We start from the raw sequence: 15295 nt of genomic DNA, 5'->3' as shown, positions 1-15295 counted from the left end.
GTAAAGAGTTATGTCTATTGAAATTAACGTACCGGATATCGGCGCGGACGAAGTTGAAGTCACCGAGATCCTGGTCAAGGTTGGCGACAAAGTAGAAGTTGAGCAGTCGCTGCTGGTGGTTGAAGGCGATAAGGCTTCCATGGAAGTGCCTTCACCGCAGGCCGGTGTGGTTAAAGAGATCAAAGTTGCCACCGGCGACCGTGTTGAAACCGGCAAACTGATCATGATCTTCGAAGCGGAGGGCGGTGCTGCGGCACCGGCTCCGGCCGCTGAGAAGAAAGAAGAGGCGGCTCCGGCTGCCCCTGCAGCGGCCCCGGCGGCTGCCTCAGGCCCGAAAGAGGTTCACGTACCGGATATCGGCGGCGACGAAGTTGAAGTCACCGAGATCATGGTCAAAGTGGGCGATACCGTTGAGGCCGAGCAGTCGATTCTGACCGTTGAAGGCGACAAAGCCTCAATGGAAGTGCCGGCTCCGTTCGCGGGTACCGTGAAAGAGATCAAAGTGAACGCGGGCGACAAAGTCAGCACCGGTTCCCTGGTGATGGTGTTTGAAGTGGCCGGCGCTGCGCCTGCTGCTGCTGCACCGGCGGCGGCTGCTCCGGCAGCGGCGGCTCCGGCTAAGCAGGAAGAGAAAGCGGCCCCGGCAGCACCTGCTGCTACGAAAGCGGACGCCAAATCTGACTTCGCTGAAAACGATGCCTACGTGCATGCCACCCCGGTGATCCGTCGTCTGGCGCGCGAATTCGGTGTTAACCTGGCGAAGGTCAAAGGCACCGGTCGTAAAGGCCGTATTCTGAAAGAAGACGTGCAGACCTACGTGAAAGACGCGGTGAAACGCGCTGAAGCGCCAGCTGCCGGCGGCGGTCTGCCTGGCATGCTGCCATGGCCGAAAGTGGACTTCAGCAAGTTCGGTGAGATCGAAGAAGTCGAGATGGGCCGCATCCAGAAAATCTCGGGTGCTAACCTGAGCCGCAACTGGGTGATGATCCCACACGTGACTCACTTCGACAAAACCGATATCACCGATCTGGAAGCGTTCCGCAAGCAGCAGAACGCCGAAGCCGAGAAGCGCAAGCTGGACGTGAAGTTCACCCCGGTGGTGTTTATCATGAAAGCCGTTGCCGCTGCGCTTGAGCAGATGCCACGCTTCAACAGCTCACTGTCTGAAGACGGCCAGAAGCTGACGCTGAAGAAATACATCAACATCGGTGTGGCGGTGGATACGCCAAACGGTCTGGTGGTTCCGGTGTTCAAGGACGTCAACAACAAGGGCATTACCGAACTGTCCCGTGAGCTGATGGCCATCTCCAAAAAAGCGCGCGACGGCAAGCTGACCGCCGGCGAGATGCAGGGCGGCTGCTTCACCATCTCCAGCCTCGGTGGCATCGGGACGACTCACTTCGCGCCGATCGTTAACGCGCCGGAAGTGGCGATCCTCGGCGTCTCCAAGTCGGCGATGGAGCCGGTGTGGAACGGTAAAGAGTTCGTGCCGCGTCTGATGATGCCGATGTCGCTCTCCTTCGACCACCGCGTGATCGACGGTGCTGATGGTGCGCGCTTCATCACCATCATCAACCAGGCACTGGCCGATATTCGCCGTCTGGTGATGTAAAAGATAACAAGGCCGGCAATTGCCGGCCTTGCTTTAGAGATTCGTAGCAACGCGGTTTGCAGTTTATTAACAATTCTGTAAACTCTTGCGGTGCATACGTCCCGGTGGAAGAAGGACGTCGAGACACAAGCAGTCTGACCCGCCGGTACATCAATATAAGAGGTCATGATGAGTACAGAAATTAAAACTCAGGTCGTGGTACTTGGGGCAGGTCCTGCAGGCTACTCTGCAGCCTTCCGTGCAGCGGATTTAGGTCTGGAGACCGTAATCGTTGAGCGCTACAGCACCCTCGGTGGTGTCTGTCTGAACGTTGGCTGTATCCCTTCTAAAGCCCTGCTGCACGTGGCGAAGGTGATTGAAGAAGCGAAAGCGCTGGAAGCCCACGGCGTGGTGTTCGGTAAACCTCAGACCGACGTGGACAAAATCCGCGGCTGGAAAGAGAAAGTGATCAACCAGCTGACCGGCGGCCTGGCGGGTATGGCCAAAGGCCGTAAAGTTAAAGTGGTTAACGGCCTGGGTAAATTCACCGGCGCTAACACCCTGGTAGTGGAAGGCGAAAATGGCCCAACCACCATCACCTTCGACAACGCGATCATCGCGGCGGGTTCCCGTCCGATTCAGCTGCCGTTTATTCCTCATGAAGACCCACGCGTCTGGGACTCTACCGATGCGCTGGAGCTGAAATCTGTCCCTGAGCGCCTGCTGGTGATGGGCGGCGGTATTATCGGTCTGGAAATGGGTACCGTGTACCACGCGCTGGGCTCGCAGATCGACGTGGTTGAGATGTTTGACCAGGTGATCCCGGCTGCCGATAAAGACGTGGTGAAAGTCTTCACCAAACGTATCGAGAAGCAGTTCAATCTGATGCTCGAAACCAAAGTCACCGCCGTTGAAGCCAAAGAAGACGGTATCTACGTGACCATGGAAGGCAAGAAAGCCCCGGCTGAACCACAGCGTTACGACGCGGTGCTGGTGGCGATCGGCCGCGTACCGAACGGTAAAGGTCTGGACGCCGGTAAAGCGGGCGTGGAAGTCGACGATCGTGGCTTTATCCGCGTCGACAAGCAGATGCGTACCAACGTGCCGCACATCTTCGCCATCGGCGATATCGTCGGTCAGCCAATGCTGGCGCACAAAGGCGTGCATGAAGGCCACGTGGCGGCAGAAGTGATCTCCGGTAAGAAACACTACTTCGACCCGAAAGTGATCCCATCGATCGCCTACACCGAGCCGGAAGTTGCCTGGGTCGGTCTGACCGAGAAAGAAGCGAAAGAGAAAGGCATCAGCTACGAAACCGCCACCTTCCCGTGGGCGGCATCCGGCCGTGCTATCGCCTCTGACTGCGCTGAAGGTATGACCAAACTGATCTTCGACAAAGAGACTCACCGCGTGATCGGTGGTGCGATTGTCGGCACCAACGGCGGCGAGCTGCTGGGTGAGATTGGCCTGGCGATCGAGATGGGCTGCGATGCAGAAGATATCGCGCTGACCATCCACGCGCACCCGACTCTGCACGAGTCCGTGGGCCTGGCGGCAGAGATCTTCGAAGGCAGCATCACCGACCTGCCAAACGCGAAAGCGAAGAAGAAGTAAGTCGCATAGCGTTGATACAACGGCTCCGTGTGGAGCCGTTTTTGTTGATGTTTTCTCATACTTATTACTCGTTAGCGACTGACGGTGCCTGGCACCACTGGCGTATTTTTCATCACAATGTAAACTAAAATCCTCTTTTTCCTTTTACGGAAAAATAGCGTATCTTTGCCGTCTACGTTTTTCAGTATGAAGGTTCCCCGTGTCACATAACGTTGCCCTGATCACCGGTGCCAGCCGGGGGATCGGCCACCATCTTGCCCGCCATTTTTATGATCTGGGCTACACGCTGATTCTGATTGCCCGCCACGCCCCGGCGCTGGAGGCCTTTGCCGCCACGCGGGATCCTGCCCGCATCACCACGCTGGCGGTCGATCTCAGCAACACGGCCACCGCTGAACCGCTGCTGCGGCAGGCGTTAAGCGACCATGCCCGCATCGACGTGCTGGTTAACGCCGCCGGCATCTTCCGCCCCGGCTCCACGCAGACGCCGGTGGACGATTTCAGCGCGCTGCTGGCGACCAACGTCACCGCTATTCACCTGCTGTGCCAGCTGTGCACGCCGTGGCTGCTGAAATCAGCGCAGGGGCGCATCTTTAACCTTGCCTCGATCAGCGGCGTGCAGCCGTTTGGCAGCGTCGCCAGCTATGCCGCCAGCAAACATGCGCTGGTCGGCTACAGCCGTTCCATTGCCCGCGAGCTTGGCGCACAGGGGATTAAGGTCACCACCCTGTGCCCGGACGTGGTGAATACCGATATGGCCGAAGGGTCCGGGCTGACGGCGGAAGAGATGCTGAGCACGGAAGATATCTGCCGCGCGGTTGATTTTGTTATGTCGCTGTCACCGGCAGCGGTAGTGGAGCAGCTGACCATCGGGCGGCAGCCGCGCCCGCGTCAACCACGTTAAGAGTAAGCGATGATTGAACTGAACGGAGTTTCTCACGCCTTCGGTGCCCGCGAAGTGCTGAAAGAGATCACCCTGCGGCTCACCGAAAAACGCATCGGCATTGTTGGCAGCAACGGCTGCGGCAAAAGCACCTTCGCGCGCCTGCTGAACGGCCTGCTGCTGCCGCAGCAAGGCGAGGTGGTGGTCGACGGACTGAACACCCGCAAAGAGGGCAAGGCGGTGCGGCGCAAGGTTGGCTTTGTGTTTCAGAATCCGGATAACCAGATCGTCTTCCCGGTGGTGGAGGAAGATCTGGCCTTCGGCATGAAGAACCTGGGATTACCGAAAGCCGTTATCCGTGAACGAACCGATGCCGCGCTGGCGCGCTATGATCTGCAGGATCTGCGCCAGCACCCGGCGCACCTGCTGAGCGGCGGCCAGAAGCAGCTGCTGGCGATCTCCGGCGTGCTGGTGATGGAGCCGGACTATATCGTCTTCGATGAGCCGACCACGCTGCTGGACCTGCGTAACAAGCGCCGCATTGCCGAAGCGATCGCCGCGCTGGACCAGACCGCGATTGTGGTTTCCCACGATCTGGAATTTTTACAGGATTTTGACCGCGTGCTGGTCTTTGACCACGGGCGGGTAGTGATTGACGAGGTGCCCGCCGTGGCGCTGAAGGAGTATGTCAGGATGATGTCATGACCTTAAGTGATTACGTACCGGGCGACTCGCTGATTCACCGCCTGCCGCCGGGCATTAAGATCCTTGCGCTGGCGCTGACCGGGACGCTGCTGTTTGCCGTTCCACGCCTCGAGCTGGCCGCAGCCGCGCTGCTGCTGGTCGGGCTGTTCTATCCGCTGGCGGGTATCCCGCTGCGGATGATGGTGTTGCAGCTGAAGCCGCTGCTGTGGATCCTGCTGCTGCTGTTTGCCGTGCAGTGGTGGCTGGTCAGCTGGCAGTCCGCCACCGTGGTGGCGCTGCGGCTGATGGCGCTGATGCTGGCCGCGTCGCTGGTCACGCTGACCACCCGGGTCAGTGAGATGGTGGATGCGCTGGAAAAGGGGCTGTTCTGGCTGCGTTTTCTACGCATCAACCCGGCGAAGGTCAGCATGGCGCTGTCGCTGGCGCTGCGCTTTATCCCGGTACTGGCGGCGATTACCGCTGAAGTCCGCGAGGCGCAGCGCGCGCGCGGGCTGGAGCGCAGCATTATCGCCGTAGCGATCCCGGTGCTGGTGCGCACGCTGAAAATGGCCGACGATATCGCCGCCGCGCTGGACGCCCGCGCATACGATCCCCACGCTTCCCGCCCGCAGGCGGCGGATAAACCTTTGAGAGAATCTGAATGACCACCCGCGATATTGTGTACATTGCGCTGTTTGCCGCGCTGACCGCCGCGCTCGGCCTGTTTCCGGCCTTTACCCTGCCGGTGATTGGCGTGCCGATCACCGCGCAGACCATGGGCTGCATGCTGGCCGGTGCCATTGCCGGGGCAAAGCGTGGCGCGCTGGCGCTGCTGCTGTTTGTGGTGCTGGTGGCGATCGGGCTGCCGCTGCTGGCCGGTGGTCGCGGCGGGCTGGGGATCTTTATGGGGCCGAGCGGCGGCTTTATCCTGTCATGGCCGCTGGCGGCGCTGGCGATCGGTGCGCTGTATCAGCGTAACCTGTTACGTCTGAATGCGGTGAAAGAGGCGCTGTTTATGGTGGCGGGCGGTATTGTGCTGATTTACGGCTGTGGCATTCCCTGGGTGTCGCTGGTGGCCGGCGTCAGCCTGAAGCAGGCCGCGCTGGGCAGCCTCGGCTTTATCCCCGGTGACCTGGTGAAGGTGGCGCTGGCGGTGGTGATTGCCCGCGCGGTGCGCCGGGCTTACCCGACGCTGGGCTAAGCCGGGCAGCACGTTAACCTGCAGATACAGATACAGATACAGATACAGATGCAGATGCAGATGCAGATGCTGGCGCGCTGGCCACCATCGCATCAAAACGTCCGGGGAGAGCTGAGGCCGGACTAAGCCTGGCATCTGGCGAACCCGCTGATGCCGATTGTGGGTGCACTGGCCGCTATCGCATCAAGGCGGCCGGCGCGACAGGTCGAGAGTGCCGCGCCGGGACAAAAATGCAGTAAGGTGCTTACAGCCTCAGCAGGATTTTCCCTTTCAGCTCACCGGAGAGCACCGCCGCTGCCGCCAGCTGGATCTGTTCCAGCGGAAATTCGGCGGCGATCTCAGTGGCGATAATGCCGTCGCGGATCATTGCCATCACCTCGTCAATGCGCTGCTGCACCCGCGCTTTCTCATGCGAATGTACCCACATGCGCAGGTGAAAGTTGCTGAAGCGGATATCCGGGCGGCTGCGCCAGAAGGTGGCCGGGATCGGGCGGCCGGAGAGCAGGCCGTAGTGGATAAACTGCCCGCCCGGCGTCAGCACCTCCGCCAGCTGCAGCGATTCCTCACCGCCGATGCAGTCGAGGATCGCCGCCACGCCGCCGCTGGCTTTCAGCTCTGCCAGCGCCTGCGGGTAGCCGCCGTCGCTGCTGTTCAGCACCCGTTCGGTGCGGTCGGCGGCGAACAGGCCGGTGTTTTCCGCCCGGCGCACGATGGCGATCGGTGCCAGCCCCATCTGACTGGCCATGCGGATTAACGTGCGGCCAATCGCCGAGTTGGCGGCGTTGATGATAATGCGCATGCCCGGCGCGAAGTCGAGCTCTTCCTTCAGCATCAGCAGCGCGGTCATCGGGTTAACGTAGCTGGTGGCCGCCTGGCGATCGCTGACGAAGTCCGGGACGGTAAAGCACCACTGTGGCTCGCTCTCTTTGACGTTCTGCCACGCGCCCATACTGCCCACCGGCAGCACGCGGGTGCCGACCGGCAGCTGCGGGTCGCGGCTTTCACTCACGCTGCCCACGCCTTCAAAACCGGGCACGAAGGGCAGGGCGATGCGTGAGCGATAGGCACCGGAGAGGGTAATAATGTCGGAGGGATTGATGGTAGCGAAGGCCATCTTTACCCGCACCTTACCTGCAGGTAACCCGGGCAACGGGCACGATTCAAGCCGCAGAATATCGCGGATATCACCGAACTCGCGTACCATCGCCCTGGTGAATAATTGCTCTTTCATGATATCTTTTTCTTCGTGACGACCCGGTTAAAAGCCTATCCCATTAGGCTGTTTTATGAGTCAGTGTGCCTAATGGGATAGGCTTTACAGGTAAACAGCAGTATGCAGCAGCAGTATAATAGCGAAACATTTCGGGTATCAATGCGCGATATCGACCTGAACGGTCACGTGCATAATTCGGTCTATCTGGATTATTTCGAAGATGCGGTGGTTAACGCCTTCCGGCGGGCGGCGATACTGCCGCTGTTCCGTCCGGCGACGGCGGGAGTGGCCTATCACGTGAAGAAATGCGAGGCGACCTTTCTGCAGCCGCTGTCGGTGGATGATGTGGTAACGCCGCAGGTGAAGATTGAGAAGCTCGGCAACAGCAGCCTGATTTTCGCTATCGATCTGTACGGCGAAAACAACCCGCAGCCCTGTGCACAGGGTAAGCTGGTGTGGGTGTGCGTGGGGTTAAGCGATAATAGACCCTGCCCGATCCCGCCGCCCGCGCGCGAGGCGCTGACCCGCCACTTTGCCTTCAGCGAGGCGCAGGGCTGATGCCGGTTCATGACCGGGTACAGCAGCATGCGCAAACCCGCCCTGATGCCATCGCGGTGGACATCGACGGCCAGCGGCTTAGCTGGCGGCAGCTGTGGCTGCGTTCGCTGGCGCTTTACCAGCATATTCACAGCCAGCCAGCCGCCAGCGGCATTGTGGCGATCGCCACCGGCAATGATATCGGCTTTCCGGTGTGCTGGCTGGCGGCCACCGCGCAGCCGGGCGTGGCGGCAATTCTCGATCCGCAGCTGCCGCAGGCGCAGCTGCAGGATATCCTCACGCGGCTGGCGCCGGATCTGCTGCTGCTGAAATCACATGACCGCCCGCTGATCGCACTGGCCGATCGGCTGGCGATCCGCTGGCTGGCGGTCGATGACTGGCAGCCGTCGTCAGCGCCTGCATCGGATGACGTCCCCCCGGTCGCCGCAACGCCCCGGCTCTTCGAAGCCTTCACCGCCGGGATGCAGGACGCCACGCCATTCCTGATCAACTTCACCTCCGGCACCACCAGCCTGCCGAAGGCGTTCAGCCGCTCGCGTCGCTCGTGGCGCAGCAGTTTTGAAAACGGCGAAGCCATTTTCGGCCTGGGTGCTGCCCCCTCCACGCTGTTTCCCGGCCCGCTGGCGCACGGCATCGGCCTCTACTGCCTGAATGAAACCCTTTACGCCGGCGGCACCTTCTACAGCATGGGCCGCTGGCAGCCTGCCGCCGCGCTGGACCTGATGGCGCAGCTGAACATTGCGCGGCTGGTGGTGGTGCCGACGATGATTAACGGTCTGGCCCGAGCAGCCAGCGGAGCCAGCAATGTCAGCCTGCCCACGCTGAAACAGCTGCTCAGCGCCGGGGCCAAGCTGGAGCTGAACCATTACCGGCAGGCGCGCGCGCTGTTCCCGCTGGCGACGATGCAGGAGTATTACGGCGCGTCCGAGCTGGGGTTTATCGCCGTCAATACGCTGGATGACGACAACATCAGCGCCTCGCTGGCCACCGTCGGTCTGGCCTTCCCCGGCACCACGCTCTCCATCCGTGACGATAACGGCGGGTTGCTGCCGCCGGGCCAGCCGGGCACCATCTGGCTGCAGAGTGAGCAGATCATCAATGGCTATCTGTGGGGCGACGACGGCCAGGCGTTTGTGCGGCGGGCCTGGGGCGCGACGGTGGCCGATATCGGCTGGCTGGACGCGCAGCAGCGGCTGCACGTGATCGGCCGGCGGGGCAATATGATCCTCAGCGGCGGCAATAATATCTACCTGGCTGAAATCGAATCGCTGATCAAATCATTGCCCGGCGTGATCGAGGCGGTGGTGATCGCGGTTGCCGACGGCGATGCCGGGCAGAAGGCGGTGGCGATCATTGAAGGATCAGAGACCTGCCTGCAAACGCTGCCGCAGCAGTGCCGCCAGCGGCTGGCAAAATATAAACTTCCCCGCCACTATTTCCGTACGGAAAGCTGGCCACTGACCGCCAGCGGCAAAATTAAACGCGCCGACCTGGCTGAGAGGATCGCACACCGTGACCGCCACCCTGAACTCACTGAAATTCCAGCCCGCGGATGACCAGCAGCCGGTGATCGTTGCCGCCTGCCGCACCCCGGTGGGGCGGGCATACGGCGCGCTGGCCGGGCTGCCGATGGAGGCGCTGCTGGCTCCGCTGTTTACCCGGTTACGGGCGGCGCTGCCTGACGGCTATAGCGCCATTGATGAGGTGATTATCGGTAACGCCACCGGCGGGGGCGGCAATATCGCCCGGCTGGCGGCGCTGGCCGCCGGGCTGCCGCTGGCGATGCCGGCGGTCACGGTCGACCGCCAGTGCGGCTCCGGGCTGGAGGCGGTAATTAACGCCTGCCGTCTGGTGCAGGCTGGTGCCGGCGAGTGCTACCTGGCGGGCGGCGTTGAAAGCGTCAGCACCGCGCCGTGGCGGGTGGAGAAACCGGCCAGCCTGAAGCAGCTGCCGCGCTTTTACGCCCGCGCCCGCTTCTCGCCGGATGAGGTCGGCGACCCGGAGATGGGCATCGCCGCCGAAAACGTCGCCCGCCAGTGCGGCATCAGCCGCGAGCGTCAGGATGCCTTTGCGCTGCGCAGCCATCAGCGGGCCGTGGCGGCGCAGCAGCAGGGGGCTTTTGCAGGCGAGATCGTGCCGCTGGCGGTTAACGGTAAGCCGGTCGCGGTGGATGAGTGCCCGCGTCCGGCCACTTCGCTGGAGCGGCTGGCCGCCCTGCCGCCGGTGTTTACGGAAAACGGCACGGTGACCGCCGGTAACTGCTGCCCGCTGAACGACGGCGCGGCTCTGCTGCTGGTGATGAGCCGCCGCCGGGCACGGGAGTGCGGGTTCAGCGACGGGCTGCTGTTTGCCGATGCCTGCAGCGCGGGCGTCGACCCGAACCTGCTGGGCCTTGGCCCGGTGCCCGCCACCCAGAAGCTGCTGGCACGCCAGCCCGCGTTACGTCTCGATGACGTGGCGGCGATTGAGTTTAACGAAGCCTTTGCCGCTCAGGTGCTCGGCTCGCTGGATGCGCTGGGCATCGACGAGCAGCGGGTTAACCTGCAGGGTGGGGCGATCGCGCTCGGCCACCCTTACGGCGCCTCCGGCGCGATGATGGTCACCCGGCTGTTCAGCCAGCTGGTCAGCACACAGCGTTACGATGAGCAGGGGCTGGCGATGCTCGGCATTGCCGGCGGGCTGGGGCTGAGTGCGCTGTTTCAGGCGATCCGGCTTCAGGGCAGTTAGCGCCCCTGCCAGTTCGGCTGACGGCGCTCCGACCGCGCCAGCAAACTCTCCTGATAATCGTCGCTGGCCTGCAGCTGCCGCAGCTCGGCATCGCTGCGATCCGGCAGTCCGTCAATCGCCGCCTGCAGCAGCGCATTGCAGGCCTGTACCGCCAGCGGCGCGTTGCGGTTCAGGCGCGCGGCCAGCGCCAGCGCCGCCTCTGGCAGCTGTTCCTGCGGCACCACCTGGCTAAACAGCCCGGCGGCCAGCGCCCGTGCGGCGCTCAGCGGCTCAGCGGCCAGCAGCAGCTGGCGGGCCAGCGCGACGGGCAGCCGCTTTGCCAGCTGCTCTATTGCCCCACCCAGCGGCAGCAGCCCGTGCTGCACCTCCGGCAGCGCAATCTTTGCCTGCTCCGCGGCGAGAATAAAGTCACAGCTCAGCGCCAGCTCCAGCCCGCCGCCGTAAGCGTGGCCGTTCAGCGCCGCAATCCAGATCTTACGCCGCGGCAGGTGCTGCAGCGGACTCCAGCCGCCCGCGCTATTGCGCAGCCCTTTACCGCCCCCGGTAAACGCCTCCTGCAGGTCGGCGCCGCTGCAGAATACCGTGCCGCTGCCGGTGAGGATCACCGTGCGGATCGCGATCTCCTGCTCTGACCACGCCAGCCACTGCGCCAGCTCATTGACCATCTGCGCGTTATAAGCGTTGCGCGCGTCGGGGCGGTGCAGGGTCAGGCGCAGAACATGCTGTTGCGGGAAGTCGGCCAGCAGCATCCGGCTGGCGGGGGAAGGTAAAGGCATCGCGGCTCCTGTGGGTAGGGGACACGGTCGCTGGCTCGCCCCTGCATTAAATGCATCAATTGTTGATTTAATCCGGGGTGAGTATAACGGTTTCATCGACAACCGGCGGGAAGAGAATGATGAAACAGAGAACCGTCGGCACGCCGGGCTTCCTGCTCGGTTCAGCGTGCGCATTCTGTTAGGCGGATTCAGTTGCACTTTGATGTTAATGAAATGAGAATAAGTCGTATTTCTTAGCGGGCAGGAAGAGTCACGGATGAAGGGACTGAAGCGCATTATGTATCAGCTGCTGGCGGTGGTCAGCCTGGCGCTAGCGGTTGCCGGGTTTATCCTGCCCGGCCTGCCCTGCACCGAATTCGTCCTGCTGGCCACCTGGGCGGCGGCGCGCAGCTCGCCGCGCCTGCATGCGTGGATCTTACGCCACCGCTGGTTTGGCCCGCTGCTGACCCACTGGCAGCGCGGTATTCTGCCGCGAAAAGCCAAGTGGCTGGCCACCGCCTCAATGACGGTAACCGCCGTGATTATGGCGCTGACCGTGCCGCATCTGCCCAGCGTGGCGATCTCGGTGGGCTGTATGTGCCTGGTGCTGCTGTGGCTGTGGCGACGGCCGGAAGCCTGAGCAGCCGCTATTTTGTAACCTGTTTTTATAACGTTTTCTGATAGAAGGCGGCGGCAGATAACTATTTTTAACCAGTAATACGCATAAAATAGCGTAATGTAGGGTTGTAACCGCCCATAACCCTTTAGATATAAGGGATTCTGCGGTAATGTTGCTTTTTTGTAAACAGATTAACAAGCGAGCGGAATCCTGCTATGCTGCCCCACGCACAACCGGGCACCTTACCCTACACATGGAACGTCTCACACTGCGGTGATGCAGGTGGCCCGGGATGCTAAATACAATGAGAGCGAGGAGAACGTCGTGCTAGAAGAATACCGTAAGCACGTTGCCGAGCGTGCTGCCCAGGGGATCGTTCCTAAACCGTTAGATGCTTCCCAAATGGCCGCGCTGGTTGAACTGCTAAAAGCCCCTCCAGCGGGTGAAGAAGAATTCCTGTCCGATCTGTTAATCAATCGAGTGCCGCCGGGCGTAGATGAAGCGGCGTACGTCAAAGCCGGTTTCCTGGCCGCCGTCGCAAAAGGCGAAGCGACTTCTCCTCTGGTTACTCCTGAAAAAGCCGTTGAGCTGCTGGGCACCATGCAGGGCGGATACAACATTCATGCGCTGATTGACGCGCTGGATGATGACAAGCTGGCCGCGATTGCCGCCGAAGCGCTGTCCCACACCCTGCTGATGTTCGACAACTTCTACGATGTGGAAGAGAAAGCCAAAGCCGGTAACCCACACGCGAAAAAAATTATCCAGTCGTGGGCAGACGCCGAGTGGTTCCTGAAACGCCCTAAACTGGCTGAAAAAATCACCGTCACCGTGTTTAAAGTGACCGGCGAAACCAATACCGACGACCTCTCTCCGGCGCCGGATGCCTGGTCACGCCCGGATATTCCACTGCACGCGCTGGCAATGCTGAAAAACGCCCGTGACGGCATCGAACCCGACGATGCCGGCAACGTTGGCCCGATCAAACAGATCGAAGCGCTGCAGCAGAAAGGTTTCCCGCTGACCTACGTCGGTGACGTGGTCGGTACCGGTTCATCACGTAAATCCGCCACCAACTCGGTGCTGTGGTTTATGGGCGATGACATCCCTTACGTGCCGAACAAGAAAGGCGGCGGCGTCTGCCTCGGCGGTAAAATCGCGCCAATCTTCTTTAACACCATGGAAGATGCCGGTGCGCTGCCGATCGAAGTCGACGTCGACAGGCTGAATATGGGCGATGTGATCGACATCTACCCGTATAAAGGCGAAGTGCGTAACCACGACACCGATGAAGTGCTGGCAACCTTCGAACTGAAAACCAACGTGCTGCTGGATGAAGTGCGCGCCGGTGGCCGTATCCCGCTGATTATCGGCCGTGGTCTGACCACCAAGGCGCGTGAAGCGCTGGGCCTGCCGCACAGCGACGTGTTCGAACAGGCGAAAGACGTGGCGGAAAGCAGCCGCGGCTACTCGCTGGCGCAGAAGATGGTGGGCCGCGCCTGTGGCGTGGAAGGCATCCGTCCTGGCGCCTACTGCGAACCGAAAATGACCTCGGTAGGCTCGCAGGACACCACCGGCCCGATGACCCGTGATGAGCTGAAAGACCTCGCCTGCCTCGGCTTCTCGGCTGACCTGGTGATGCAGTCCTTCTGCCACACTGCGGCCTATCCGAAACCGGTGGACGTGACCACTCACCATACGCTGCCGGACTTCATTATGAACCGCGGTGGCGTGTCGCTGCGTCCGGGTGACGGGGTGATCCACAGCTGGCTGAACCGTATGCTGCTGCCGGATACCGTCGGTACCGGCGGTGACTCGCACACCCGCTTCCCGATCGGAATCTCCTTCCCGGCAGGCTCCGGCCTGGTGGCCTTTGCCGCCGCTACCGGCGTGATGCCGCTGGATATGCCGGAGTCGGTGCTGGTGCGCTTTAAAGGCGAAATGCAGCCGGGTATCACCCTGCGTGACCTGGTGCACGCCATTCCGCTGTACGCAATCAAAGCCGGCCTGCTGACCGTGGAGAAGAAAGGTAAGAAAAACATCTTCTCCGGCCGCGTGCTGGAAATTGAAGGTCTGCCGCAGCTGAAAGTGGAGCAGGCGTTTGAACTGACCGACGCCTCCGCCGAACGTTCTGCCGCCGGTTGTACCATCAAGCTGGATAAAGAGCCGATTATCGAGTATCTCAGCTCCAATATCGTGCTGCTGAAGTGGATGATCTCCGAAGGCTACGGCGATCGCCGTACGCTGGAGCGCCGTATTCAGGGTATGGAGAAGTGGCTGGCCAATCCTGAACTGCTGGAAGGCGACGCCGATGCCGAGTACGCCGCGGTGATCGAAATCGACCTGGCAGAGATCAAAGAGCCGATCCTCTGCGCACCAAACGACCCGGACGACGCCCGTCTGCTGTCTGACGTGCAGGGTGAGAAGATCGACGAAGTGTTTATTGGTTCGTGCATGACCAACATCGGCCACTTCCGTGCCGCCGGTAAACTGCTGGATGCGCACAAAGGCCAGCTGCCAACCCGCCTGTGGGTGGCTCCGCCAACCAAGATGGATGCGGCGCAGCTGACCGAAGAGGGCTACTACAGCGTGTTCGGTAAGAGCGGCGCGCGCATTGAGATCCCGGGCTGTTCACTGTGTATGGGTAACCAGGCACGTGTTAAGGATGGCGCGACGGTGGTCTCCACCTCCACGCGTAACTTCCCGAACCGTCTGGGTACCGGCGCGAACGTGTTCCTCGCCTCGGCAGAGCTGGCGGCGGTGGCGTCCCTGCTGGGCAAACTGCCAACGCCGGATGAGTATCAGCAGTTTATGGTTCAGGTGGATAAAACCGCGGCGGATACCTACCGTTATCTGAACTTTGATCGGCTGAGCCAGTACACCGACAAAGCTGACGGCGTGATTTTCCAGACCGCGGTCTGATTAATCAGCGTAATAAAAAAGAGCCGACTATCGGCTCTTTTTTTTTGGTGCAAGTTAATGTCTTATTTTTAATTAAACTCGCATCTTGTTTAATTTCCGTCTTGTTTTTTCTCATTTCCTGTCATTTATCTCCTTAATTATTCATTAATACTGCCTGTTAAGCCGTTATTGAATTGCCTGGCTGAGGCCACCGTTGCAGAATTCCGGGCTGAAAAGGTCGCTGTTAATGCCACAGGAAATGATGTCATGTTTACGCCTCAACAAAATGGAAAAAGAACATTCCGCCGCCAGATATTGTCAGTACTGATACCCTGTCTGATGGGCTCAGTGCCCCTGTCTACGCTGGCCGGTGCGCCGACTGCGCCACAGTTGCAGTATGACACCCGCAGTGAAGTGCCCCTGACGCCGCTGCCGGCACCGATCAGTCTGCTTGAACGCATGGCGGAAAATCATTCTGCACTGGCAGATATTACGGCAGAAAAAAATACCCGGTCGCTGACGGTAGTATTTGGGAAAATTAAATTATCA

Annotated in this window: 13 protein-coding genes; 11 read left to right on the top strand and 2 right to left on the bottom strand. The window is 60.9% G+C overall.

Annotated elements, in window-relative coordinates; translation table 11 throughout:
* Positions 1-10: 10 nt before the first annotated feature.
* The 6 genes from aceF to GKQ23_RS19775 all read left to right on the top strand — a co-directional run bounded on the left by aceF (position 11) and on the right by GKQ23_RS19775 (position 5973).
* Positions 11-1612 carry a pyruvate dehydrogenase complex dihydrolipoyllysine-residue acetyltransferase gene (gene aceF / locus GKQ23_RS19800; RefSeq protein WP_212409228.1) on the top strand — a complete coding sequence of 534 codons (1602 nt, stop codon included), beginning with the start codon at positions 11-13 and terminating at the stop codon, positions 1610-1612.
* A 168-nt stretch (positions 1613-1780) separates the two neighbouring features.
* A complete protein-coding gene (gene lpdA / locus GKQ23_RS19795) occupies positions 1781-3205 on the top strand; it encodes a dihydrolipoyl dehydrogenase (protein ID WP_056236394.1) in 1425 nt (474 codons plus the stop codon).
* A gap of 199 nt (positions 3206-3404) precedes the next feature.
* Positions 3405-4109 carry an SDR family oxidoreductase gene (locus tag GKQ23_RS19790; protein WP_212409227.1) on the top strand — a complete coding sequence of 235 codons (705 nt, stop codon included), beginning with the start codon at positions 3405-3407 and terminating at the stop codon, positions 4107-4109.
* Positions 4110-4118: 9 nt separating this feature from the next.
* On the top strand, positions 4119-4793 hold the full coding sequence (locus GKQ23_RS19785) for an energy-coupling factor ABC transporter ATP-binding protein (RefSeq protein WP_056236153.1): 675 nt from the start codon (positions 4119-4121) through the stop codon (positions 4791-4793).
* Positions 4790-5437 (top strand): energy-coupling factor transporter transmembrane protein EcfT, encoded by a 648-nt coding sequence (locus GKQ23_RS19780; RefSeq protein WP_056236156.1) that lies wholly within the window; start codon positions 4790-4792, stop codon positions 5435-5437. Before GKQ23_RS19785 ends, GKQ23_RS19780 begins: the two co-directional genes overlap by 4 nt.
* Positions 5434-5973, top strand: coding sequence for a biotin transporter BioY (locus GKQ23_RS19775; protein WP_212409226.1), 540 nt, complete (start codon positions 5434-5436; stop codon positions 5971-5973). The genes GKQ23_RS19780 and GKQ23_RS19775 overlap by 4 nt, the downstream gene beginning before the upstream one ends.
* Before the next feature lie 244 nt (positions 5974-6217).
* On the opposite strand, the gene GKQ23_RS19770 is transcribed toward GKQ23_RS19775, so the two are convergent.
* Positions 6218-7204, bottom strand: a complete 987-nt coding sequence (locus GKQ23_RS19770) for a zinc-dependent alcohol dehydrogenase family protein (protein ID WP_212409225.1) — start codon at positions 7202-7204, stop codon at positions 6218-6220.
* Between the two features lie 141 nt (positions 7205-7345).
* Here GKQ23_RS19770 and GKQ23_RS19765 point away from each other — a divergent pair, with 141 nt between their 5' ends.
* The 3 genes from GKQ23_RS19765 to GKQ23_RS19755 are packed head-to-tail and all read left to right on the top strand — an operon-like array spanning position 7346 to position 10471.
* On the top strand, positions 7346-7744 hold the full coding sequence (locus tag GKQ23_RS19765; protein ID WP_249168435.1) for a thioesterase family protein: 399 nt from the start codon (positions 7346-7348) through the stop codon (positions 7742-7744).
* Positions 7744-9300 (top strand): class I adenylate-forming enzyme family protein, encoded by a 1557-nt coding sequence (locus GKQ23_RS19760; protein WP_212409223.1) that lies wholly within the window; start codon positions 7744-7746, stop codon positions 9298-9300. Before GKQ23_RS19765 ends, GKQ23_RS19760 begins: the two co-directional genes overlap by 1 nt.
* On the top strand, positions 9257-10471 hold the full coding sequence (locus GKQ23_RS19755; RefSeq protein WP_212409222.1) for a thiolase family protein: 1215 nt from the start codon (positions 9257-9259) through the stop codon (positions 10469-10471). Before GKQ23_RS19760 ends, GKQ23_RS19755 begins: the two co-directional genes overlap by 44 nt.
* Here GKQ23_RS19755 and GKQ23_RS19750 read toward each other — a convergent pair.
* Positions 10468-11247 (bottom strand): enoyl-CoA hydratase/isomerase family protein, encoded by a 780-nt coding sequence (locus GKQ23_RS19750; protein WP_212409221.1) that lies wholly within the window; start codon positions 11245-11247, stop codon positions 10468-10470. The genes GKQ23_RS19755 and GKQ23_RS19750 overlap by 4 nt on opposite strands.
* Before the next feature lie 256 nt (positions 11248-11503).
* Here GKQ23_RS19750 and GKQ23_RS19745 point away from each other — a divergent pair, with 256 nt between their 5' ends.
* A complete protein-coding gene (locus GKQ23_RS19745; protein ID WP_056236176.1) occupies positions 11504-11866 on the top strand; it encodes a YbaN family protein in 363 nt (120 codons plus the stop codon).
* Positions 11867-12169: 303 nt separating this feature from the next.
* Positions 12170-14767, top strand: coding sequence for a bifunctional aconitate hydratase 2/2-methylisocitrate dehydratase (gene acnB / locus GKQ23_RS19740; protein ID WP_072166361.1), 2598 nt, complete (start codon positions 12170-12172; stop codon positions 14765-14767).
* Positions 14768-15295: the final 528 nt, after the last annotated feature.

It is taken from the genome of Erwinia sp. E602, from assembly GCF_018141005.1.
In the GTDB taxonomy this organism is placed as follows: domain Bacteria; phylum Pseudomonadota; class Gammaproteobacteria; order Enterobacterales; family Enterobacteriaceae; genus Erwinia.
The sequence above is the reverse complement of the archived record's forward strand: the minus strand, read 5'-3'. Positions and strand labels throughout refer to the sequence as shown.